Source organism: Acidimicrobiia bacterium (genome assembly GCA_009694375.1).
Lineage (GTDB): Bacteria > Actinomycetota > Acidimicrobiia > Acidimicrobiales > VFJN01 > VFJN01.
Window position 1 is genome coordinate 1 of sequence record SHVB01000021.1, and the last position, 21,915, is coordinate 21,915.

The window sequence follows — 21,915 nt, forward strand, 5'->3', positions numbered from 1 at the left end:
CACCCAGTCGGCGCGTCGGCCGCGGTTCAGGGCCGCCGCACAGATGATGCCTCCGACCAGGACCAAATAGTGGTTGAGCCATGACGGCGACAGGTCCAGGCCGCCGAAGCTCAGCAGCGAGAGCGCCGCGATGGCGGCGAGCGGCGGCGGCAGCCGCTTCCGGGTGTCGTGCGAGTGCACCGTCGGGTTCCATGGCGGAGGGCTACCGCGGAGCGTGGGTGACCTGTTGGAACAGGGCGACTTCGGCGGGGTCGTAGGGGCGCCCATCGGCGTGGAGGAGGTCGTGGAACCAGACGTCGACATCGGGTTTAGGGCGGATCCACGAGGTCCAGGGGAAGCGGGTCTGTGTGCGCCCGTCGACGAGGCCCCAACTGAAGGCTCCGACCTGGTGCTCGGCGAACACCTTCAGCAGGTCGGCAGTGGAGCCCAGAGAGCGCCCGAGCCACTCGGTGCACAGCAGTGGACGCCCGTAGGCGCTGAGGTGATCGATCGCCTGCTCGAGCCGACGTTTCGGGCTGTAGCTATGGAACGAGATCACGTCGGAGCGGCTGAGCATCATCCGGTTGAGCGCACTGACCCGTTCGGTCGATCCGCTCGCCCCGAGGTAGACGCCGGCGGTGAGGGGCTGGGCCGGGTCGGCCGCCTGGGCCCAGTCGAAGACCTGATCGAGGAGGCGGTGCACCCGCTTCGACTTCTTCGACACCTCCTCGTGCGGGTAGGAGATGGCGTTCGACTGGTCGGGCTCGTTGAAGAGGTCCCAGACGACCACCCGGTCGTCCTGGCCGAATCGGGTGAGCACCGCGTCGACGTAGGGATGCAGGGCCGGCCACCGTTGGTCGTCGGCGAGGACGGCTGCGCCCGGTCCCTGCACCCAGATGGCGTTGTGGCGACCAGGTGCCGGTTCGCGTTGCGGGCCGAGGCGGGGTCGCGGGTCCCACACCCCGTCGAAGAGAACGGGCATCGTCGCGATGCCGTGGCTGTCGGCGATGGCCAAGTACTCGTCGACCCGGTCGAGGAACCGGTCGCCTTCGTGCTGCCACAGCAGGTCGTGCAAGAAGACGCGCACGCTGTTCATGCCGAGGGCCGCGGCCCAGGCCAGCTCACGGTCGATCGTCTTGGGGTCGAACGTCTCCGGCTGCCACATCTCGAGCTGGTTCCCGGCGGACGAGGGTACGAAGTTGCACCCCACCAGCCAGCCCGTGCTGTCGCTCCAGGCCGTGGCGGTGTCGGTGGACCAGCGGGCGGTCGAGCGCACCGGCGGTGACCAGCGGCGCGGGACGGCGCCGCGGCTGAGTGATGCGGCGTAACGCACGAGCGAGCCAAGACGGGTGGGCATCAGGTCCTCCAGGTGACATCGAGCGTGCGCGGGCCGCGCAGCACGGTCCCGGTGGGTGCGGCGGCTTCGGGCTCGGTGAGGGTCAGCTCGGGGAGCCGGTCGAGCAGGCGTTGCACGGCCATTGCGATCTGCGCCTTGGCGAGGTGCGACCCGGGGCAGTGGTGGCTGCCGAGGCCGAAGGTCAGGGCTCGGGTTGGATTGCGGCCGATGTCGAACTCGTCGGGCCGTTCGTGCACGTCGGGATCGCGGTTGGCCGAGGCGATGCCGAACAGCAGCATCGTTCCTGCGGGCACGTCGAAACCGGCGACCTCGACATCGTGAGGGACGAGGCGGGGGAGCAGCGCCAGCGGTGGTTCCCAGCGCAGCATCTCGTCGATCGCCGCACCGACGAGGCTGTGGTCGTTGCGCAACGCGTCCACCGCAGCGGGATGGGTGAGCAGCGCGTAGAGCGTGTTGCCGAGGCCGTGGTAGGTCGTCGTCGCCCCGGCCGAGAACAGAGCGAGGACGTGGCTGCGGATCTCGGGGTCGGTGAGTGTGCGGCCGGAACGCGCGGCAGTGCACATCGACGAGAGCAGATCGTCGGTTGCCACCTCCCGCCGCGCCCGCAGGACCGGCTCCAGGTACTCGGTCAGCTCGGCCGCCGCCACGAGGCCCGGTTCAGGTGCGATCGGATAGCTGAGGATGTCGAACGCCCACCCCATGAAGCGGTCGGCGGCGTCGAAGGGCAGGCCCATGCGGTCGGCGAACACGAGGAATGGGAACACCGAGGTGAACGCCTCGACGAGGTCGGCCCGACCACGGTCGACGAACCGGTCGATCACCGCGTCGCAGAGCGGAGCGAGCCCATCCTGTTCGTATCGCTCCACCGGTCGGCGCCGCAGTCCGCGTGTGGTGAGGTCGCGCAGGGCGTGATGCTCCGGGCCGTCGAGGCTCTCGAAGGTGACCCCCTGGCAGGGCTCGACGGTCATGGCGTAGGTCGGGCCGGCCGGCAGTCTCTCGTCGTCGCGGAAGCACGCTTCGAGATCGGCGAAGCGCGTCACGAGCTGCATGGGGATCCCGCCGAAGTCGACGAGGGCGAGACGGTGGGCACTTCGGAGTCGGGCCAGCTCCCGGTGCAGGGCGGCGCCGGGCAGCCGGACATCGCCGGGGCCGAGATCGAGACCGAAATCGACGTCGCTCACTGGCGTGGTCGAGAGCGCGGCGGGCATCGGCTCACCGTACCCGCCTCGTGTCGACGGCGGCCGCCAGCGCCGCCGTCTCCCGTTGGCTGCGTGGCACGCTCCGCTGACCGGCGTTTCGGGGCAGGGGTCGAGTCGAAGACCTGGACGCTCTTGGCCGTCGTAGGGTCCTCGGTCATGGACATGAGGGAGAGGACCTTCAAGGCTCGCCAATCGTTGATCGCCACGTTTGAGGAGATAGAGGGCGATCGGTGGGAGGTCGAGTCACTCTGTGGCGGGTGGACGGTCCGACACGTCCTCGCGCATCTGATCCTCGCCGCCCGTCCGCCGGTGAGGAGATACGTGCGGGCGGTGCTGAAGGCGCGAGGCAGGTTTGACCAGGCGAATCATCTGCTGGCGGTCGACGATGGTTGTCGTCCAACGGCCGAACTGCTGTCCCAGTACCGAAAGGTAGCGGACCACTGGTTCGCACGGCCGGGATGGCCCGAGGCGGCACCTTTCAGCGACGTGCTCTTGCACAGTCTCGACGTGCGTATCCCGCTCGACGTCAAGGTGACAGTGCCGCCCGATGACTACGAGCCAGTGCTCCGGTTGTTATTCAGGCGAGTTGGCCGTTCTTTCACCAGTCCGGGCCGACCGGCGATCCGATGGGCTGCAACGGACCACGGTTGGTCGCACGGTGATGAGGGGCTGGAGGTCCGGGGAACGATGGAGAACCTGGCGCTGACGGCTGCTGGACGTCGGGCGCGCATCGCCGAGCTCGATGGTGACGGTGTTGTAGCACTCGAAGCCTGGAGTCATCAGTAGGCACTGCCCCACAAGTGCCGATCGGGGGCATCGCAGACTTGCCCCGGGTTGATCAGGCCCGTGTTGGGGAGCCCGGCGCCACCGTGGCCGGAACGGCTCAGGTGGACGATGGCCACCGTTGCGGCGGACACGTATCGGCCCGCCTGCCCGCCGGAACGCACCGGTAAGGGTCCCAGCGTCGACATCGAACCGGACCGCGACCGCCTTTAGCGACTCGCCCGCCTTGTAGTGCTTCGCCCCATCGCGAACCGAACGGTTCGTCATCTTCCGGATGACCTTGCGGCCTTCGATGCCGCTACCCCGGGCCACTTCGAGCACCTCGGCCGGCGGCTTCGTCGCCTCCCGTGGGTGAATCGATCAGAGGCATGGGTCGAGGGTACGAAGGATCGAATGGACCACCGTTGATCCTTCACCCACGGCATTGGCGACCCGCTTGACTGAATGTGAGCGCACATCTCCCACGGCGAATACGCTTGGTAGCGAGGTTTCGTACGGCAACGGATCGAAATCGCCGAAGAGGCCACCATCGATTGGATTCGCCGGCAGGTCACCGGCGGTGAGGGCGAAGCCCTTGGCATCCAGCGCCACGGCGCCGCACAGCCATTCGGTGGCCGGGACGGCACCGATGAAACAGAACACGGCGCGGCACGGCAGCGTTTCGCGTTCACCGGTGATGGTGTTCTCGACGACGACCGACTCGACTGCGTCGACGCCAGTGATGACGCGGACCTCCGTGCCGCTCATGACGCGGATGCGCGGGTGGCTTTCGATCCGGGTCACGAGATACTGCGACATGGTTTCAGGCAGGTTCGGGCGTCGCGCCAGAACGGTCACGGCCGCGCAGTTCTGGGCCAGCGCCAGGGCGGCCTGGCCCGCTGAGTCGCCGCCGCCCACCACGATCACGGATTGGGCCGCACAGAGACGGGTTTCGATTTTGCTGGTGGAGTAGTAGACCCCGGCACCTTCGAATCGGGCCAAGTCCTCCACGTCGAGCCGCCGATAGCGTGCGCCCGATGCAATCACCACGGTGCGGCTGGCGATTTCGGTGCCGTCTTCGAGTTGGATCACCCGGTGTTCATCCGCCACCCGTAGACCGACGACCTTGCTGGGGCTCGTGAGGCGGGCGCCGAGGCGCTGGGCTTGCAGGGCGGCGGAGGTGGTGAGCTCCTTGCCGGAAATGCCGTTGGGGAACCCGAGATAGTTCTCGATGCGCGAACTTGCGGCCGCCTGTCCACCAACGGCGACGGCTTCGAGACAGACCACGTCGAGGCCCTCCGACACCGCCACGATGGCCGCCGCCAGGCCGGCTGGGCCGAGGCCCACGATGACAACGTCGTGGACATCGTTGAGAGCGGGGCCATGGTCGAGGCCGAGAGAATGAGCGAACTCGACGGTGGTGGGCTGGTCGAGCCGAGACGCGGGCGTGATGACCACGGGAACAGCAGCCGGGTCTATTCCCAACCGAGCGAGGAAGCCGATGGGGTCGGCGTGACTATCGAGATCGATCCACTGGAAGGGCACATACGATCGCGAGGCAAACACCCGCAGCGCCATCGCCTCCGGTGAGAAGCCGCTTCCGACGATCACCACATTGGCGGTGCCGGAGCCGCGATGCAGCCTCGATCTGCGCAGCATGAACTCATCGAACACCAGGTCGGCCAGTTCCGGTGTGGCGCGCAAGAAATCGGTTAATACAGGCAAGGGGATGACGAGTACCGAGCCCGCTTCGGTGACCACGGCGCTGACGAAGGGGCGCTGGCCCACCAGCAGGTTGAGCTCGCCGAGAAACTGCCCGGCAATGTGAGTGGTGATGATGGACGGTCCGTCGAGGCCAGCGCCGACGATGTCGACCTTTCCAGCGAGCACCACAACGAACGACTGGGTGGCGTCCCCCGCGGCAAAAATCATTTCCCCGACGAGAGTGGGGTGCACCGTTCCCAAGGGCATAAGGGCCGCAATGTCATCGGGGTTGAGGAGGATGTAGTTGTCGAGCGATCGCTTATGGGGTTCCCGCACCGGGCTCACAACCCAACGGTACTCCACGGCCATTGCTGGGATCCCTAGGGCGACGCGCCTCAGATGGCAGGCGCCAGATCGGTGGGTGCCCCTACCTTTCGGCTATCCGACCTTTGCCTAAGAACGACTCGTAAGCCTCGGGATCGATGATGTTAGAGAATCCGCTCTTACGCTCGAAGATGAGGCGGGGCGTGTCACCGTTGGTGTCAAACAGACGGAGTACGTCGAACGGGCGAGATTCCGCCAGGCCGCCACCACCACCCACTCGATTCTGATCGTGCACGCATCCCCCGCAGCCTGACCGCACCGGCCCGGGGGGCCGCGAGACGCCTTACTGCGCTGGCGGGGGTGTGTTTCGCACGACGCCGTCGGGGCACGTCGTATTCGACCACCGCAAATCGCTGAGGTCGGCCCGACGCAGGTAGGCATCGGTGAGGTTGGCACCGCTGAGGTCGGCTCCGGCCATTTCGGCGTATTTCAGGTTGGCCCGGCGCAGGTTGGCGCCGCTGAGGTTGGCGTCGGTCAGGTTGGCGTAACGCAGGTTGGCGTCGGTCAGGTTGGCGTCGGTCAGGTTGGCACCGCTGAGGTCGGCGTCGAGCAAGTCGGCGCCGGTTAGGTGCGCCAGCGTGAGGTCGGCTCCGCTGAGGTCGGCGTAGCGCAGATTGGCGCCGCTGAGGTCGCTACCGCTGAGGGAAGCGCCGGTGAGAGCAGCACCGGTGAGTCGGGCGTTGTGTAGATCCGCTCCCGACAGTCCGGCGCGAGGGCGCCTCGACCAGATACTACCTCGACGCCCCTGATCGCTCATGTCACCCCCCGCCGTCGTGCGTGTACCGCAAGGTTATGTCAACGTCGAGCGTCTCGTTGTGACCCGGCGCGTGGCGGATCAGATGGACGCGCCGAAGACGCTGCGACACGGGGCGCGGAGGGCGGCCAGCGGCCAGAAATGGCGACGGTGGAGCTCCATCGCCTATCGAGAACCGGCGCCATCGCGGCCCTCAAACGCCTCGGCCCGGCACCCGGCTTATCGGTAGTCGCTGCGGGCGGCGGTCTCGGCGGCACTGGCCATGAGGTTGACAACGATGTCGCCGAACGCCATGAGTTTGGGATCGCCCCCGGCCCGTTGGAAGCCTTGTTCGAGCACGATGGCGAGCTTCCAGCGGGCGAGCACCAGGTAATAGTCCATGTCGTCGACCTGACGACCCGACCCGGCGGCGTAGCGGGCGAGGAGTTGGTCGCGAGTGGGCATACCGGTGAGGTCCACGTAGCCAATATCGGGCACATCGTCGGGGTGCTCGGGCCAGGACTGGATGACCCAGGCCAGGTCGAGTTTCGGATCACCGACGGTGCCCATCTCCCAGTCGACAATGGCGGCAAGACGGGCTGGGCCGCCATGGGCATACATGACGTTGGCGAACTGGTAATCGCCGTGCATGAGGCCGGGAACGAAGTCGATCGGTCGGTGGGTCCGTAGCCACTGTGAGGCCTCGTCGAGGCCGGGAAGATCTCGACCCTTGATGCGGTCGAGGAAGGCCAGCCACCGGTCCACCTGCCGGTCGTGGAAGCCGTCGGGGTGGCCAAGATCGTGGAGACCCTTGGCCCGCCAATCAACCCGCGCCAGTCGGGCGATACCGTCGATCAACTCGTAGGCCAAGCCCTGACGGGCCGCGACATCGGATTGGAAAGGCTCGGGCCACTCGGTTACTTCGATCGGTGACCAGCCGTGGACAAAACCCATCAGGTAGAACGTGCGGCCCAGTATCGAGGGGTCCTCGCACACGGTGATGGCATCGGTGTGGGGCACATCGGTGCCCGCCAGCGCTTCGATGATGCGCCACTCGCGCACGATGCCGGCGTCACGGCTCGCCGGGGCGGTGGGCGGAGGAATCCGCAGCGCGGCGTGCAGATCGCCACGACGGATCTCGAAGATCTGGTTCTGACTGCCGCCGGAGAGGTAACGCGATTCGATGGGTGCCCCGCGTCCGGGCAGGTCGAGGGTGTCGAGCCAGGGGCCCAGACGGTCGACTTCGAGAACCGGATCGCCGGTGGCGTCGTCGGTGACGCTCACAGGTTCCCCACTTCCAGTTCAAGATAGGCGGCCAGTTTTTGCTGGGCGGCCGCCAGTTTCTTGGGCCGATGTTCGGTGGGCCACAGGTCGTCACTGGCGCGGTAGTCGCGCAGCACCTGACGGGCGACGGTGACCTTGTGCACCTCGGTGGGTCCGTCGGCTAACCCCAAAATCGGACCGGCCAGCCACATGCGGGCCAGGGGCATCTCGTTGGACACACCCAGGGCGCCGTGTACCTGCATCGAACGCTGCACCACGTTGGTGATCAGTCCCGGCATGAGCACCTTCACGGCGGCAATGTCTTTTCGCACTCGCCGGTAGTCCTGGTAGCGGTCGATCGACCATGCCGTGTGTAACACGAGGAGCCGGAACTGTTTGATCTCGGCGTAGGAGTCGGCGATGTAGCCCTGCACGAACTGCTTATCGGCCAGCAGGGACCCCTGGGTCTCGCGGCTCAGGGCCCGCTCGCACATCATGTCGAAGGCCCGGTTGCACATCCCGATGGTGCGCATCGCGTGGTGGATGCGCCCCCCGCCCAGGCGGGTCTGGGCGATAGCGAAGGCCTCGCCCTCGCCGCCCAGGAGGGCCTGCGCCGGTACCCGAACCTGGTCGTAGTGGATGAGGGCATGGCTCCCCTCGTCGGCGGCCTCGCTACCGAGGCCCGCGTTCCGCACGATGGTGACACCGGGGGTGTCGGTGGGGACGAGGAACATCGACATGCCCCGGTAGGCGCTCACGTCGGGGTCGGTCACGACCATGACGATGAGGAACGCGGCCGTACGGGCATTGGACGAGAACCACTTCCAGCCCTCGATCACCCACTCGTCGCCGTCGCGAATGGCCCGGGTGGTGAACATGGTGGGGTCGGCCCCGGCATGGGGTTCGGTCATCGAATAACACGAGAACACCTCGCCGGCTAGCAACGGCTGGAGGTAGGTAGCCTTCTGCTCGTCGGTGCCGTAGTGGGCGATGATCTCGGCGTTGCCGGTGTCGGGTGCCTGGGTTCCGAACACGATCGGTGCCCACCCTGATCGGCCCAGGATCTCGTTCATCAGGGACAGTTTCAGTTGGCCGTAGCCCTGCCCGCCGAGTTCGGGGCCGAGGTGAGCGGCCCAGAGGCCCCGTTCCCGTACCTGCTGTTTCAGGGGGTCGATGGCCCGACGGCGGTTGTCGTCCAACGGAGTGAACTCGAGCCCCCCCCACACGAGGTCAAGAGGTTCGATCTCCTCCTTGACGAAGTTCTCCACCCAGTGCAGGTGCTCCTGAAACTCCGGTTCGGTCTCGAAATCCCACATGGTGCTGATCTCCTCACGTAATGGTGGCATCGCCGTTGCTGGTGGCGCTGGAACAGGGGTCTAGAGGCAGCGGATGCTCTGGCGGTTCAACTCTTGGTGGATGGCGCTTCCGGGGGTGTCGGGGAGGGGGACGGAGTGGCCGAGCGGGAGGGCCGCGGCCATTCCCGCGCCCAGCCGAGGAGGGTGCGACAACCCATGTTACGTGGGGCGAACGGGGAGATCTGCTGGCCGCCGCGGCGCCGGCTGGCGTCCCGATTTCTTCGTGAGAATCACGGGATGAGGCTACCCTGCACCCTGCGAGGCACTGTAAGCCTCTACCAGACCAGGGGGAATGAGGGACATGGGCAAGGGAAAGCAACGGGGGATTCATATCGTCGCGTTGATGCTGGCGGGCTTCATCCTGGTGGGGGGGTGTTCATCGTCGGATTCCGATGACGCCAGTTCGGAGACCACCGGTTCGACTCTCAAGATCGGAACGGTGCCCGACGACGAGGTTTGGATCGGTCTTGAGGCTCCCCTCACGGGCGACCAAGCGGGCGTCGGAACCGACATGCTTCGAGGCGCCGAAATGGCGGCTAAGGCACTCAATGACGATGGCGGTATTGGCGGCAAGCAAGTGAAGATCGTGCCCATCGACGACCGAGCCGACCCCAAGGTGGGAGTGGTGGCGGCCAAGGCCGCCATCGCCGAAGGCCTGTCAGCGGTGGTAGGCCCGTACAACTCCGGGGTTGGGTCCAAGACCCTGCCCCTCTATATCGAGGCGGGAATCGTTCCTCTTCGCTTCACCTCGGCTGATACCACCGCGGGTCTTGGCTTCACCCCCCAGCCCATGACAAGCCAAATCGCTCCGGTGGCCACCACGGCCATCACCGAGTGGGCGGGCGCTAAGAACGTTGCACTGATTTTCGACTCCTCCACCGAGTACACCGTCGAAGCCGACAAGGCGATGGTCGCATCCCTCGGGGCGGCTGGCGCGGAGGTAGTGGCGAACATTCCTGTGGAACCAGGCCAGAGCGAGTACACCGTGGCGCTGGCAGCGGCGACCGCGAAGGGCGCCGAACTTATCTACCTCGTCACCTACTACCCCGAAGCCGCCGTCTTGGCCAAGGACATGCTCGCCTCCGGCACTTCGGCCAAGTGCCTGGGTGACTACTCCGCCACCGATGATGCTTTCGTGGAGGCCGCGGGCCCCGAGGCGGCCAAGAACTGCCCCCTCGTGGGGGTTCCCGCCCCCAGCGACTTCCCAAACTCAGCCGAGCTGGTGGCGCAGTTCGAGGTCGAGTTTGGCGAGGAACCGGGCACCTGGAGCCCCTACGCCTACGATTCGGTGAACGTCTTGGCCGAGGCCGCCGAGGATGCCGGCGGTTTCGAGGCCGAGCCGCTGCGGGCCGCCCTGGAGGCCGCCGATGGATGGATGGGATGGACCGGTCCGGTGTCGTTCGAAGCTCAGACCGGAAACCGGATTCCCGCCCCGGTGGTGGTCGTAGCCCCGGGGATGGATGGCATGCTCCACGTGGACAAGTCCTGGGCGATTGCCACCGGTTTCAAACTGGGATAATCAGTCGAAGGTTGTGTGGTCCCGCTCTGGGCGCGTTGACCCGTGCCCAGAGCGGGATGGTGCGAGCCGGCCAAGCGATGTCGGCCGCGGGCCAAAGTTTTTGTCGCCACTGGTGGGGCCGGACGGGGGAGTAGATAACGTCACGGGGGTCCCCAGACCCAACCGCGGACCCCCTTCGAAAGGATTGGCATGAGCATCGGCGTTTTTGATCAGCACGAGTCGGTGAACGGCCTGGTGGAGAGCGCCCGCGACGTCGCGGCTCGGGGATTTGGGTCGTTCTGGGTGCCCCAGATCTTCGGCCTTGATGCCATTACGGCGCTGGCGGTAGTGGCGCATGAGGTGCCCACCATCGAGATCGGCACCGCAGTCGTGCCTACCTACCCTCGGCATCCAATGATGATGGCCGCCCAGTCGCTGACGCTGCAGCAGATCAGCGGCGGCCGGTTCACCCTGGGTATCGGGCTATCGCATCAGATTGTGATCGACTCGATGCTTGGTATGTCCTTCGATAAACCGGTGCGCCACCTGCGTGAGTATCTGTCGATTCTCATCCCCCTTCTGCAGGGTGAGGCCAGCGACTTCACCGGCGAAACCCTCACAGCCAAACTCAGCCTGGGTATCCCCGACGCTCCCCCGGTTCCGGTTCTCGTGGCGGCGTTGGGCAGCCAGATGCTGAAACTGGCCGGCACTCGCACCGAGGGAACCATCACCTGGATGACCGGACCCGCCACCATCGAATCCCACGTAGGGCCGGCGATTCGCGAGGCGGCGGCGGCGGCCGGGCGGCCCGAGCCGCGCATCGTGGCCGCTCTCCCGGTGTGCGTTACCGACGACCCCGATGCGGAACGGGAACGCGCCGCCAAGGTCTTCGCCATGTACGGATACCTGCCGTCGTATCGAGCGATGCTGGATCTGGAAGGGGCGGCCGGGCCGGCCAATGTGGCCATCGTGGGCGATGCAGCCACGGTGGTGGCGGGTATCGAACGGGTCATGGACGCCGGGGCCACCGACTTCGTGGCCGTTCCCTTCGCCAACCGTCACGACACCCTTGATGTGGTGGCCTCGCTGCTCTGATCTGCGACGGACGGAGTCGGGCGCCGGTGTAAGTTGCGGCGATGATGCACAACACCCCTGACGTAGGCCTCGGTCGCCTTTTGGCCCAGAGGGTGCTCTTGGCACCACACAATCGGGCCGTCACCTTCGAAGGGGAAACCTGGACGTACGCCGACCTATTGGATCGGGCTGATCGATGCGCGGCCTCGCTGCGCATCGGCGGGGTGAGGCCGGGGGACCGGGTGGCCTATCTGGGCCTGAACCACCCCGCGTTTTTTGTCGCCATGTTCGGTGCCGCACGCCTTGGGGCCATCTTCGTCCCGCTCAACTTCCGCCTGACAGGCTCCGAACTCGACTTCATCATCAATGATGCCGGCGTGCACACCGTTATCGTGGATGACGCCCACACCCAGGTGATCGACGACATCCGCCCCCAACTGTCATGCGCCCGCTACATCGGCGCCGAAAGCGGCCGCGCCGGATGGGAAGCCCTCGACGAGGTCCTGGCGTCCACCTCGCCGCTGGAGGAAGCGGCGGCGGTGAAGGCCGACGATGTGGCACTGATCATGTACACCTCCGGAACCACCGGGCGACCCAAGGGGGCGATGTTGACCCACGGCAATATCGCCTGGAACAACATCAACGCCATGAACGCGGCGTCCTTCGGCAACGACGAGGTAAGCCTGGTCGTGGCACCGTTGTTTCACATCGGTGGACTCAACGTTCTCACGATCCTCACGATGCAGCGGGGAGGCGAGATCGTGCTGCATCGCACCTTCGACCCGGGTGCCGCGCTCACCGCCATCGAGACCCACGGGGTGACCAACATGTTTGGTGTTCCGGCCATCTTTTTGTTCATGAGCCAACAACCCGCCTTCGACACCACCGACTTCACCAGCGTGCGGCTCTTCCTCGTCGGTGGTGCGCCGGTGCCCGAGCCACTGCTGGTGCTCTACAACGATCGAGCGATTCCCATCGTGCAGGGCTACGGCCTCACGGAAACGGCGCCCCTATCGTCACTCTTGCTGGCCGAGTTTGCCGCGACGAAGGTGGGATCGGCAGGCCAGGCCCCGCTGTATTCCGACCTCGGGGTGCTCGACGAGGACGGCAACCCGTCGCCGGTGGGCACCCGCGGGGAGATCTGTACCCGCGGTCCCAATGTGATGGCGGGCTACTGGAATCGCCCCGAGGCCACCGCCGAGGTGATCGACGAGCACGGATGGTTTCACTCTGGGGACATTGGCTATTTCGACGAGGACGGCTTCCTGTTCGTGGTGGACCGCCTCAAGGACATGGTGATCACCGGGGGAGAGAACGTGTACCCAGCCGAGGTGGAGTCGGTGCTCTACAGCCATCCCCGCGTGGGGGAAGTGGCCGTTATCGGTCTGGCCGATGAGCGATGGGGTGAGGCCGTGGTCGCGGCGGTGGTCCTGAAACCGGGTCAGGAACTGACCCTCGCTGAACTCCGAGACTTCGCGAGCCAGAGCTTGGCGAAATACAAACTTCCCACTCGGCTCGAGATCATCGATGAGCTGCCGAGAAACCCGGCCGGCAAGGTTCTGAAATTCGAGTTGCGCCAGCGCTACCAGGATGAGTGACCTTCACCCACACCACGTGGGTCGGGGCGCTGGCGTCGGTCCCGAAGGCGAGGGTCGGGTGGAGATGAATCGCTTTCTCCTGGTGGTTCGGCCATGAGGGGTCGATAGGTTGCCAACAGGGTCCTGCGACCTCCTGACGAACCCGGAGGTCGCCCGTGGGCTCCAGCCCTGAAGACAACAGCGATGTTCCCCATCCACTGAGGGGAGCATCGGTGCTCCTCGCCGGGGCCACTGGGGGTATCGGGGCGGCCCTCGCTGAGGAGCTGCATCGACGGGGGGCCCGCCTCCTGCTGGTGGGGCGGGATGCCGGTCGTCTGCAGGAAATGACCGTGCCGGGACGGCGCGTTCCCCTGGATCTCCGCACTCCCGAGGCCTGTGTTGCGGCGGTAGAAGCCGCTATCGATCACGCCGGTCGGCTCGACGTGGTGATCAACGCGGTGGGGGTGGTGGCCTTCGGCCCGATGGCGGATGTGTCGGCCGACACCATGGAGGAACTGTTTCTCACCAACACCTTCGTACCGATCATGTTGGCTCAAGCGGCGCTGAATCGGATGAGTGCCGGGGGTGCCATTGTGAACATCTCGGGGGTGATCGCCGAGGAGAACCGGCCGGGTATGGCCATCTACGGAGCCTCGAAGGCGGCGGTGCGATCCTTCGACCAAGCCCTAGCCCGGGAGGCTCGTCGCAGCAAGATTCGGGTGCTTGATGCCCGCCCGCCCCATACGGAAACCGGATTAGCGGAGCGACCGCTGGCGGGTACGGCCCCCAAGTTGCCCGTTGGTCTCGCTCCGCACCAGGTGGCGGTTACGATCTGTGAGGCATTGGAACAGGGTGTGACGGACCTTCCGAGCGCGAGTTTCTGACCGTGGTCGACGTAGTGATCGTGGGGGCTGGGGTGGCCGGGCTGGCCTGCGCCCAGGACCTGATACGGGCCGAAGTGTCCTGCACCGTGCTCGAGGCATCCGACGCCGTGGGGGGCCGGGTGCGCACCGACTCGGTGGATGGGTTTCTTCTCGATCGTGGCTTCCAGATCCTGCTGACGGCCTACCCCGAGGTACAACAACGGCTCGACGTAGATGCCCTGGGCCTGTCTCTCTTCGACCCCGGAGCGGTGATACGGGTACGGGGCGGCTTTCATCGGGTGAGCGATCCTCGCCGGTTCCCCCTACGGATCCCCGAGACGGTGGCAGCGCCCATCGGCTCGCTGGCCGACAAGATCCGCCTCGCTCGTCTGGTGCTGGACGTGCGGCGATCAAGCGTCCAAGATCTGCTCCGTCGCCCCGACACCAGCACCGCGGAGCGACTACAGGCCGCCGGATTTTCGCCCCAGATGATCGGGTCGTTCTGGCAGCCACTGTTCGCCGGGATCCAACTGGATCCCGACCTGGAGGTATCCAGCCGACGCTTCGAGACGATCTTGCGGATGCTGGCGGTGGGGGCCATCGGTGTGCCGGCTCGAGGGATGGGGGAGATCCCCGCGCAACTGGCGGCCACGCTGCCAGAGGGGGTCGTTCGGCTTGGGGCGATGGTGCGAGAGGTCACTCCGGCTGGGGCGGTACTGGAGGGGGGTGAGCGGGTAGATGCTCGGGTGGTGGTCGTGGCCACGGAAGGACCGGTAGCCCACCGCCTGGTGGGGGCCGCCGTGCCCGATCCGGGTTCGCGGGCTGCCGGTTGCTGTTGGTTCGCCAGCCCGGATCCGCCGCGCCGCGGCCCGGTGCTGATCCTCGATGGTGAGGCCAGCGGCCCGGTGAAGAACGTGGCGGTAATGAGTGAGGTGGCCCCGTCCTACGCCCCGCCGGGGCGGGCCTTGGTGGCGGCGGCGGTTCCCGGGGCCGATTCCCTCGACCCCGACATCACCGGCCGAGCCCGTGAGCAACTGGCCCGCTGGTTCGGGTCGACCACCGGCGAGTGGGAGCACCTGCGCACCGATGTGATCCCTCACGGGCAGCCGGCCCAGCGCGCCCCCCTTCGCCCCAAGCAGGCCGTGGCACTGGGCGATGGCCTGTTTGTATGTGGCGATCATCGCGATACCGCTTCGCTCCAGGGGGCGATGTTCAGCGGGGGACGTACCGCCGTCGCGGTGCAGGGGTATCTCTCCTCCCCGTGAGCCCCCACAGGGAATAAACGACCCCCGGGGTGGTTAGGATGGGACCGTCCCCCCGCCGCTAGGAGTTGCCATGAAATCACTGCCGAGAGGTTTCCAAGCGAAGTTGCCGTTCGTGCTAGCTGGCTTCTTTTCGTTTCTTTTCTCCGTCTACCTCTACTTCGTGCAAGACGAAATCTATGCGGGAATTTTTGTGGGGCTGTGGGTCCCGTCGATCCACTCGCTCGGCACGTTGTTGTTGATGCCGGTAGTGGGCGTGGATCTTCAAGAGTCCGGAGGGCCCAAGACATGAGCGAAAAGGTTGTGTTTCTGGTGGGCATCGTGGTGTTCGCGTTCACGATCTATGGCGTCGTGATCGCCGGTGGCATCGCCCTCACCAAGAGCGTGCTCGACCAGGACTCGTCGATGCGGCCCTCTGACCCGAAGCCCGGCGATTCCGGCCGCAACCTGAAGTACTGACCGTGCGGTAAAGGGGTACCTGAACGGTCCCGAAGTAGAGAACCCATGCCTGAGTTTCCTATCGACATCGGCATTGCCGAAGACGACCGCCTAGCGATCACGGAAGGGCTGTCGCGGCTGCTCGCCGATACCTACACGCTGTATCTCAAGACCCATAACTACCACTGGAACGTGACCGGCCCGATGTTCCAAACGCTGCACCTCATGTTCGAGGGGCAGTACGTCGAACTTTCTCTGGCGGTAGATCTGATCGCGGAGCGCATCCGTTCTTTGGGGGTGCCCGCCCCCGCCAGTTACCAAGCATTTATCCGCCTGTCGTCAATTTCCGAGGACGAGGATCACCCAATTGCCACCGAGATGATCACCCGTCTGGTAGCCGATCATGAAGCCATTACCCGCACGGCCCGATCGGTGTTTCCGCGAGTGGAAGAAGCGCAGGACGAAGTGACCGCCGATCTGTTGACACAGCGGTTGCAGGTGCACGAGAAGACCGCCTGGATGCTCCGTAGCCTTCTGGCCTAACCCGCCGACGAACGCTTTATGAGAGGCCTATGGTGGGACCGCTGGTTCATCCATCGACGCCCCTGAGGTTGCTTGTGTCCAGCCCCTATTTCACCAGTGAAGGTCAGGTGCCCGTGGAGCGGCGGGGTGAGTTGTTCTCGTGGCGGACGCTGCTCAGTGCCGACCGCACCCCCACCGAGGGCATCACGATGGGCACCGCCGAGATCCCGCCGGCTGCTCCCACCGCCGGTGCCCGCCATCGCCACCCCGTGGCCGAGGTGTACTACATCACCTCCGGCACCGGTCTTGTGCACATCGATGATCAAGCCCATGCCGTGGAGGCGGGAACCGCCCTGTTCATACCGAGCAACGCGTGGCACTACGTGACGAACGTAGGCACTGACCCGCTGCGGGTGCTGTACGTCTTTCCCGTCGACAGTTTCGACGACGTGGTGTACGAGTACGCCGAACGCACCGAGGGGCCCGACACCTGACGGTCGTCAGATCAGAAGGCTTCGAGGATGTCCACTACGAAGATGAGGGTGGCCCCGCCGGTATTTTCCCCTGGCCGGCATCCCCGTAGGCGTCCACCGCCGGAATCACGAGAAGCAACTGAGACCCCACGGTCTGACCCACCAACGCCTTGTCCCAACCGGGGATCACCTCGCCGGACCCGACGACGAAAGTAAAGGGCTCCGATCGGTCCCAGGAGGAGTGGAACACCGAGCCGTCGGTGTACAAGGCACCGGTGTAATGGACGGTTACCGATTGGCCTTCCTCCACCTTCGCTCCGGTACCCGTGATGAGAGGTTGCACCACTAGCGCCGGCACCGCGGCGCCATCGCCGAGGGCAATGGTGGGGGCGCCGGTATCGCTCAAGGTGACGGTGGGTGCCGGGTCTGGGCGACGCCGGCGACTTGCTTTACGGCGAGAAAATGTAGTTGCTGGTTGTCTCGTAGTTTTTCGTCCTGCAGGTTTGGTCAAAAGGACTCATCAGTACAAATACACTATTTGTAGAAACTACTGGAAAACTTACTGGGGTGTCTGTGCGGTGCACAGGCGACCTTTTCGGTTGTTCCCAGTGTTGTGGGGAGCTCGTACTCACAAGTGAGTACGGGTTGCAAACCAAATGGTTCTAGCTCGACCCCACCGTCTTTGTTTGGATCAGTCATAAGACTGACTTGAAAGATACCAAACTACCTTGTTTTGACAGACTCAGTGAAAACCAGACTGAGTGGGTTAGCTGCAGGTCACGGACCGATGGCCCACGCCAGCATGGTGATGATCACCAAGGCAGCGAGGATGACTCCGAGGCTGATTGCGACGAACCGGCGAAACCATGGTGGTCCGAAGATCACCAACACCAGTACGACAACCGCAATCAGGATACTCAGCACATCTTCTGCTGTCACGTCATCACCACGCCACAGGCGTACAGCCCGCCGACGGTCCACCCCTTCCCGAGGTACACCCCTCCGGAGAGAGCTGCCGCGCACTCGAGCTCGTTGACCGTGCGGTCCAGGAACTTCTTCCCTTCTGCGACGTAGTTGTACCCGCTGGTGGTGTCGAACGGGATGGTGTAGATGGTGACCATGTAGTCGCAGAACCAGGTATTGTTCGGCGACTGCCAGGCACATCCCTCGAACGTCTTGTCGTCCTCCATCACGAGCGTTGCGCCCCTGCTGGAACTCGACGTACCGACGATCGAGACGATGCCGTTGTCGCTGAGGTCGCCCTTGCCTCCCGGATCCACGAACCAGTTGCCCGGATCGTTTGCTCCTTCGACACCATCGATGCTGCGGCAGACGTAGCCCGAGCCGTCAGAGAAGCCAGAGTACAGGGTCACCGTGCAGGAGGTGATGTTGACACTCTCCAGCGGGATACCGGCGTACCAGTCGTTGGCGAACGTCTTGCCGGGGTCGTGGTTGACCTTCTAGTAGTTGTAGCAACCCGAGGTCACGATGACCAGGGCGAGGACGCCGGCGACTGCAATGAGTCGACGGAAACGCTTGGGTGAATGCATTGCTTTACCTCACAGTTTCGTGCACCCGTCAAGGCGACCCGGGCGAGGGGCGGCGAAGGTCGGCGGAAAGAATCTCGGCCAGGAACAGCAGGGTGTCGTCATCGGTTACGCCGCTCTCGAAGCCTTTCGCCCCGAAACTGTCGGCGGGGGCGATGGCTACGAGCACCTCAGTTCCCACCTTCTGACCCTTCAGGCCAGTGGCGATGCCGGGCATGATGTCTTCGGAAAGTTTGAGGGAGGCGGGAGCGCCCTCGTAGGAGGTGCCCAGCACCTTCCCGTCGGTCCCATTCACCACGACGAAGTTGAACGTGATGGTGTCCTCCGGGGTAATGGCTCGGCCTTCCCCTTCTTTGATCACCCGAACCGTGGTTTTTTCCACCGAGAGGGGTAGGTCGAACTCGAGTTCGGGCTGGGGGCCATCGGTCTGGATGATCTTTACGGAATCCAGGGGCGACGCCAGCTGGTCCTTGCCGCAGGCGCTGAGACCTGCGACGAGCGCCATAACAGCGATGAGTGAGACGAGAACTCGGCGCACGATAAAATCCTTGTTGTCGAAGAGGAGATAACGGCCTGACAGACGGCGTCCGGATTGTCTCGGCGCCGCCGATTGCTACGAAAGCGTCTTGTTGAGGCGGGTGAGGGCGGTGTCCTCGGAGATGTTGAGGGCGAAGGCCAATTCGCTGACCAGGACCTGGCGGGCCTTCACAAACATGGATTTCTCGCCGGCCGAGAGGCCTTTGTCGGCGTCCCGGAGGGCGAGGTTACGCACGACCTCGGCCACCTGGTACACGTCGCCCGATTTCAGTTTCTCCTGGTGGTTCTTGAATCGGCGTGACCAGTTGGTGGGCTCGCGCACGTCTTTCTTGGCCAGGACCTGGAACACGTCTTCCACGTCTTCCTTGGAAATCGGATACCGCATCCCAATCTCCTCGGCGCGGTCCGCTGGCACCTTCAGCAGAAGATCCCCGTGGGTCATGCGCAGCACGAAGTACTTCGTCTTGCCGCCCTCGAGGAGGTTGATGGTGTCGGTTCCCTCGATGATTGCGGCCCCGTGATGGGGATAGACGACCTTGTCTCCGACCTTGAAGGGCACGTGGTTACTCCTGCTAGCGGTCTGAGGACCCTCAAGGATGCCACCCCAGAGGCCTCCAGGGACATTCCGGGTGTCCCATGGTCGCCAGACAGGCCCGCCGCCGCCCCTCTCACGGGCTGTCGGGGTGACCCGGTGGAGGCGGTGGAGGTGACAGCAATCGGGTTGGCCCCTAACCTCGGCCCGTCCGGTGCAACGACTTCTCCCCTGGGGTACGACATGTTCGAGTGGTCCGAAGAGCAACTAATGATCCGTGACGCGGTGCGTCAGTTCGTGCAAGCCGAGATTGCACCGAAGCGCGAGGAGTTGGAGCACGGCGACCTGCCGCCTTATGAGATCCTGCGGAAGTTGTTCACCACCTTCGGCATGGACGTGATGGCTCGGGATCGGTTTAAGCACCAGATCGAACGTGAAAAGCGCGTGGCCGCCGGCGAGGAAGCCGCCCCCGAGGCCCAGGGGCGTCGTGGGGGAGGAGACCCCAACTCCATCGCTATGACGATGCTTCCGATCATCGAGATCTGTCGCCACTCGCCGGGCATGGTCACCGCCATGGGGGTATCGATGGGCCTCACCTCGGCCGCCATCATGAGCAAGGGAACTATCGCCCAAAAGGAGCGCTGGGCCCTGGATCTACTCACCCTGGACAAGGTGGGCGCATGGGCGATCACCGAGCCGGGCTCTGGATCGGATGCCTTTGGTTCCATGCGGTCGAGTGCCCGTCGTGATGGTGAGGAGTACCTCCTCAACGGTTCGAAGACCTTCATCACCAACGGCCCCCATGCCGACACCATCGTGTTCATCTGCAAGTTGGATGAGGGCAATCCGATGGAGGATCGCAAGATCTTGTCGTTCGTGTTGGATCGCGGCATGCCCGGACTCGAACAGTCGAAGCCATTGCGCAAGATGGGGATGCACTCCTCGCCCACCGGCGAGTTGTTCTTGACCGATGTTCGGGTGGGTCGAGATCGCCTGATCGGTGAGACCGAAGACGTGGCCAGTGGCGGCCGAGCCGGGGCCAAAGACACCTTCTCCATGGAGCGCTCGGGAGTGGCGGCCATGTCTCTGGGCATTATCGAGCGTTGCCTCGAACTGTCGGTGCAATATGCCAAGGATCGGGTGCAGTTCGGCAAGCCCATCGGAGAGTTCCAACTGATCCAGGACAAACTCGCTCGCATGGAGGTGGCCCGGCTCAACGTGCAGAACTTGGTCTTCCGGTTTATCGAGATGAGTGCGGCGGGTGCACCGCTTTCTCTGGCGGAGGCCTCCGCCATGAAGCTCTACGCCGCTCGGGCGGCCACCGAGGTGGCGATGGAAGCCGTTCAGCTCCACGGTGGCAACGGCTACATGGCCGAGTACCAAGTGGAACAGTTGGCCCGCGACGCCAAGGTCCTTCAGATCTACGCCGGTACTGACGAGATCCAAATCACCCACATCGCCAAGGATCTGCTCCGGCGCTAGGGGAAATCAGCCTGGTTTCGGCCGGAATACCCCTAAACCCGAGGCGGCGGCGGCGTTCCAGCGGCCCGACACGGGCTGGTCCAGGGCGGTCCCGTAGGGGAAGGTGGAGGCGGTGAACCCGGCCGTGTCAGCGTTACTGCGCAGATGCCACTGGCCCTTCCGGTAGATAGCGGCGTCGTCGCGACCGTCTCCGTTCCAGTCGCCCGCCACGGGTCGGTCGCCGGCCGCCAGGCCATAGGTGAAGGTCCGCAGTGTGGAACCGACGGGGCCGGCTGAACTTCGGATGTGCCACGTGCCGCCTATCCGGAAGATAGCGAGGTCGTCCTGGCCGTTGCCGTCCCAATCGCCCAGCACCGGGACATCACCCGGGCGGATGCCGTAGCGCACCGTCCATGCCGCAGGGTCGGTTGTCTCGAAGCCCGCCCGCATCGTCCAGGTGCCGGCGTTGAACAGCATCGGTTCGTCGGCGGCGTCGGCATCAATGTTGCCGCACAGCGCAACGTCGGCGGCGATGCCGAAGGAGATCTGGCGCTTGGTGGCCCCACTGATCACCCCGTCGCGCAGGTGCCAGACGCCGCCCCGGAACACGGTGGCCTCATCGGTGCCATCGCCATCCCAATCACACAGCAGCACCCGATCGCCGGGCTGTAGACCGTAGGAGACGATGTCTTGTGTTGGTCCCGCGGTGGGGGTGCGGCGGAGTTCCCATCGTTGGGACATAGCCCAGTGGGTGGCGGCCCCCAGGGAGGCGTAGGGATCGATCGGCGTGCCGGAATAGGAACCGACTGCGGCGGGCTGGCGGATCTCGAAATGAAGGTGCGGGGCGGTGGCTTCCGCATTGCCGGAGTCGCCCAGGTAGGCGATGACCTGACCCTGGGTGACCGGGGCGCCCACCACGATGTCGCTGGGGAAGGCTTGCTCGCGCGTGGCGGCCGCGTCGTCGGTTCCGGGGGTGTCGTTATTCACATGGAGGTAGTGGTAGGTCCACCCGTCGGCCCCCCGGATGGTGACGGAGTTACCTCCGCTCGAGAGGTTGCTGAAAGTGAGGCGGTAGATCACCCCATCCACCGTCGCCAACTCAGGCTGCATCTTTTTGCCCATGAGGTCGTTGCCCTCGTGGGTGTGGCCCACCCGAGGGGCGCCAAAGTCGCTTGTGTAGGTGACCGGGCCATCCACCGGGAAGACGATGGGCTTGATGACCGCGGCGGAGGCGGGGCTCACTGGCCCGAGCACCACGAGCGCGCCGCCCACCGCCAAGAGCGGGGCGAGCATCGCTCGACGGAGCCGGTGGGGCTGGAGCATGAGGGATGGTTCCTTGGTCGAGGGAGGCAGGTTCACCGCTGCCTCTTTTCTTCGACACGCTGGGCGCATGCC

The 21,915-nt window shown here is 65.1% G+C and carries 21 protein-coding genes; 10 read left to right on the forward strand and 11 right to left on the reverse strand.

What is annotated here, in order from left to right; genetic code table 11:
• Positions 1-202 precede the first annotated feature (202 nt).
• Entirely contained in the window at positions 203-1,336 is a 1,134-nt protein-coding gene (locus EXQ71_11075) for a 1,4-beta-xylanase (protein ID MSO88041.1), read from the reverse strand.
• Positions 1,336-2,544, reverse strand: a complete 1,209-nt coding sequence (locus tag EXQ71_11080; protein MSO88042.1) for a cytochrome P450 — start codon at positions 2,542-2,544, stop codon at positions 1,336-1,338. Before EXQ71_11080 ends, EXQ71_11075 begins: the two co-directional genes overlap by 1 nt.
• On the opposite strand from EXQ71_11080, the gene EXQ71_11085 reads away from it, so the two are divergent.
• Positions 2,248-3,321 carry a maleylpyruvate isomerase family mycothiol-dependent enzyme gene (locus tag EXQ71_11085; protein ID MSO88043.1) on the forward strand — a complete coding sequence of 358 codons (1,074 nt, stop codon included), beginning with the start codon at positions 2,248-2,250 and terminating at the stop codon, positions 3,319-3,321. The two genes, EXQ71_11080 and EXQ71_11085, sit on opposite strands and share 297 nt — an antisense overlap.
• Positions 3,322-3,678: 357 nt before the next feature.
• Here EXQ71_11085 and EXQ71_11090 read toward each other — a convergent pair whose 3' ends face one another.
• The 4 genes from EXQ71_11090 to EXQ71_11105 all read right to left on the reverse strand — a co-directional run bounded on the left by EXQ71_11090 (position 3,679) and on the right by EXQ71_11105 (position 8,697).
• A complete protein-coding gene (locus EXQ71_11090; GenBank protein MSO88044.1) occupies positions 3,679-5,370 on the reverse strand; it encodes a cyclic nucleotide-binding domain-containing protein in 1,692 nt (563 codons plus the stop codon).
• Positions 5,371-5,668: 298 nt separating this feature from the next.
• The gene (locus EXQ71_11095) at positions 5,669-6,142 is read right to left on the reverse strand and encodes a pentapeptide repeat-containing protein (GenBank protein ID MSO88045.1); all 474 of its coding nucleotides are present in this window, start codon (positions 6,140-6,142) and stop codon (positions 5,669-5,671) included.
• Positions 6,143-6,358: 216 nt separating this feature from the next.
• Positions 6,359-7,402 carry a phosphotransferase family protein gene (locus tag EXQ71_11100; GenBank protein ID MSO88046.1) on the reverse strand — a complete coding sequence of 348 codons (1,044 nt, stop codon included), beginning with the start codon at positions 7,400-7,402 and terminating at the stop codon, positions 6,359-6,361.
• The gene (locus EXQ71_11105) at positions 7,399-8,697 is read right to left on the reverse strand and encodes an acyl-CoA dehydrogenase (GenBank protein ID MSO88047.1); all 1,299 of its coding nucleotides are present in this window, start codon (positions 8,695-8,697) and stop codon (positions 7,399-7,401) included. Before EXQ71_11105 ends, EXQ71_11100 begins: the two co-directional genes overlap by 4 nt.
• A gap of 331 nt (positions 8,698-9,028) precedes the next feature.
• Here EXQ71_11105 and EXQ71_11110 point away from each other — a divergent pair, with 331 nt between their 5' ends.
• The 8 genes from EXQ71_11110 (at position 9,029) to EXQ71_11145 (ending at position 16,464) form a co-directional block, all read left to right on the forward strand.
• Positions 9,029-10,255: a hypothetical protein gene (locus EXQ71_11110; protein ID MSO88048.1), complete on the forward strand. Its 1,227-nt coding sequence runs from the start codon at positions 9,029-9,031 to the stop codon at positions 10,253-10,255.
• Positions 10,256-10,444: 189 nt separating this feature from the next.
• Positions 10,445-11,329 carry an LLM class F420-dependent oxidoreductase gene (locus EXQ71_11115; GenBank protein ID MSO88049.1) on the forward strand — a complete coding sequence of 295 codons (885 nt, stop codon included), beginning with the start codon at positions 10,445-10,447 and terminating at the stop codon, positions 11,327-11,329.
• Positions 11,330-11,373: 44 nt separating this feature from the next.
• Complete coding sequence (locus tag EXQ71_11120; GenBank protein ID MSO88050.1) at positions 11,374-12,906, forward strand: long-chain-fatty-acid--CoA ligase; 1,533 nt, start codon at positions 11,374-11,376, stop codon at positions 12,904-12,906.
• 155 nt (positions 12,907-13,061) lie between these two features.
• Positions 13,062-13,769 (forward strand): SDR family oxidoreductase, encoded by a 708-nt coding sequence (locus EXQ71_11125; GenBank protein ID MSO88051.1) that lies wholly within the window; start codon positions 13,062-13,064, stop codon positions 13,767-13,769.
• A complete protein-coding gene (locus EXQ71_11130; GenBank protein MSO88052.1) occupies positions 13,766-15,013 on the forward strand; it encodes an FAD-binding protein in 1,248 nt (415 codons plus the stop codon). The genes EXQ71_11125 and EXQ71_11130 overlap by 4 nt, the downstream gene beginning before the upstream one ends.
• Before the next feature lie 70 nt (positions 15,014-15,083).
• Positions 15,084-15,302, forward strand: a complete 219-nt coding sequence (locus tag EXQ71_11135) for a hypothetical protein (GenBank protein ID MSO88053.1) — start codon at positions 15,084-15,086, stop codon at positions 15,300-15,302.
• A 212-nt stretch (positions 15,303-15,514) separates the two neighbouring features.
• Positions 15,515-15,991 (forward strand): DNA starvation/stationary phase protection protein, encoded by a 477-nt coding sequence (locus EXQ71_11140; GenBank protein ID MSO88054.1) that lies wholly within the window; start codon positions 15,515-15,517, stop codon positions 15,989-15,991.
• Positions 15,992-16,020: 29 nt separating this feature from the next.
• Positions 16,021-16,464, forward strand: coding sequence for a cupin domain-containing protein (locus EXQ71_11145; protein MSO88055.1), 444 nt, complete (start codon positions 16,021-16,023; stop codon positions 16,462-16,464).
• A 34-nt stretch (positions 16,465-16,498) separates the two neighbouring features.
• On the opposite strand, the gene EXQ71_11150 is transcribed toward EXQ71_11145, so the two are convergent.
• From EXQ71_11150 to EXQ71_11165, 4 genes are all read right to left on the reverse strand, one after another.
• On the reverse strand, positions 16,499-16,954 hold the full coding sequence (locus tag EXQ71_11150) for an FKBP-type peptidyl-prolyl cis-trans isomerase (protein MSO88056.1): 456 nt from the start codon (positions 16,952-16,954) through the stop codon (positions 16,499-16,501).
• A gap of 424 nt (positions 16,955-17,378) precedes the next feature.
• Positions 17,379-17,816 carry a hypothetical protein gene (locus EXQ71_11155; GenBank protein ID MSO88057.1) on the reverse strand — a complete coding sequence of 146 codons (438 nt, stop codon included), beginning with the start codon at positions 17,814-17,816 and terminating at the stop codon, positions 17,379-17,381.
• Positions 17,817-18,021: 205 nt separating this feature from the next.
• Positions 18,022-18,495, reverse strand: coding sequence for a hypothetical protein (locus EXQ71_11160; protein ID MSO88058.1), 474 nt, complete (start codon positions 18,493-18,495; stop codon positions 18,022-18,024).
• Positions 18,496-18,603: 108 nt separating this feature from the next.
• Positions 18,604-19,086 carry a CarD family transcriptional regulator gene (locus EXQ71_11165; protein ID MSO88059.1) on the reverse strand — a complete coding sequence of 161 codons (483 nt, stop codon included), beginning with the start codon at positions 19,084-19,086 and terminating at the stop codon, positions 18,604-18,606.
• 216 nt (positions 19,087-19,302) lie between these two features.
• Between EXQ71_11165 and EXQ71_11170 the strand changes: the two genes are divergently transcribed.
• Positions 19,303-20,541, forward strand: a complete 1,239-nt coding sequence (locus tag EXQ71_11170) for an acyl-CoA dehydrogenase (GenBank protein ID MSO88060.1) — start codon at positions 19,303-19,305, stop codon at positions 20,539-20,541.
• 6 nt (positions 20,542-20,547) lie between these two features.
• Here EXQ71_11170 and EXQ71_11175 read toward each other — a convergent pair whose 3' ends face one another.
• The gene (locus EXQ71_11175) at positions 20,548-21,912 is read right to left on the reverse strand and encodes a hypothetical protein (GenBank protein MSO88061.1); all 1,365 of its coding nucleotides are present in this window, start codon (positions 21,910-21,912) and stop codon (positions 20,548-20,550) included.
• Between the last annotated feature and the right edge of the window lie 3 nt (positions 21,913-21,915).

What these genes read in the sequence shown, in the direction of transcription:
- EXQ71_11090 (MSO88044.1), bottom strand. Translation starts at nt 5,370, where the DNA reads ATGGCCGTGGAGTACCGTTGGGTTGTGAGCCCGGTGCGGGAACCCCAT.
- EXQ71_11170 (MSO88060.1), top strand. Translation starts at nt 19,303, where the DNA reads ATGTTCGAGTGGTCCGAAGAGCAACTAATGATCCGTGACGCGGTGCGT.
- EXQ71_11120 (MSO88050.1), top strand. Translation starts at nt 11,374, where the DNA reads ATGCACAACACCCCTGACGTAGGCCTCGGTCGCCTTTTGGCCCAGAGG.
- EXQ71_11075 (MSO88041.1), bottom strand. Translation starts at nt 1,336, where the DNA reads ATGCCCACCCGTCTTGGCTCGCTCGTGCGTTACGCCGCATCACTCAGC.
- EXQ71_11145 (MSO88055.1), top strand. Translation starts at nt 16,021, where the DNA reads ATGGTGGGACCGCTGGTTCATCCATCGACGCCCCTGAGGTTGCTTGTG.
- EXQ71_11175 (MSO88061.1), bottom strand. Translation starts at nt 21,912, where the DNA reads ATGCGCCCAGCGTGTCGAAGAAAAGAGGCAGCGGTGAACCTGCCTCCC.
- EXQ71_11110 (MSO88048.1), top strand. Translation starts at nt 9,029, where the DNA reads ATGAGGGACATGGGCAAGGGAAAGCAACGGGGGATTCATATCGTCGCG.
- EXQ71_11115 (MSO88049.1), top strand. Translation starts at nt 10,445, where the DNA reads ATGAGCATCGGCGTTTTTGATCAGCACGAGTCGGTGAACGGCCTGGTG.
- EXQ71_11105 (MSO88047.1), bottom strand. Translation starts at nt 8,697, where the DNA reads ATGTGGGATTTCGAGACCGAACCGGAGTTTCAGGAGCACCTGCACTGG.
- EXQ71_11080 (MSO88042.1), bottom strand. Translation starts at nt 2,544, where the DNA reads ATGCCCGCCGCGCTCTCGACCACGCCAGTGAGCGACGTCGATTTCGGT.
- EXQ71_11140 (MSO88054.1), top strand. Translation starts at nt 15,515, where the DNA reads ATGCCTGAGTTTCCTATCGACATCGGCATTGCCGAAGACGACCGCCTA.
- EXQ71_11160 (MSO88058.1), bottom strand. Translation starts at nt 18,495, where the DNA reads ATGGCGCTCGTCGCAGGTCTCAGCGCCTGCGGCAAGGACCAGCTGGCG.
- EXQ71_11085 (MSO88043.1), top strand. Translation starts at nt 2,248, where the DNA reads ATGCTCCGGGCCGTCGAGGCTCTCGAAGGTGACCCCCTGGCAGGGCTC.
- EXQ71_11095 (MSO88045.1), bottom strand. Translation starts at nt 6,142, where the DNA reads ATGAGCGATCAGGGGCGTCGAGGTAGTATCTGGTCGAGGCGCCCTCGC.
- EXQ71_11135 (MSO88053.1), top strand. Translation starts at nt 15,084, where the DNA reads ATGAAATCACTGCCGAGAGGTTTCCAAGCGAAGTTGCCGTTCGTGCTA.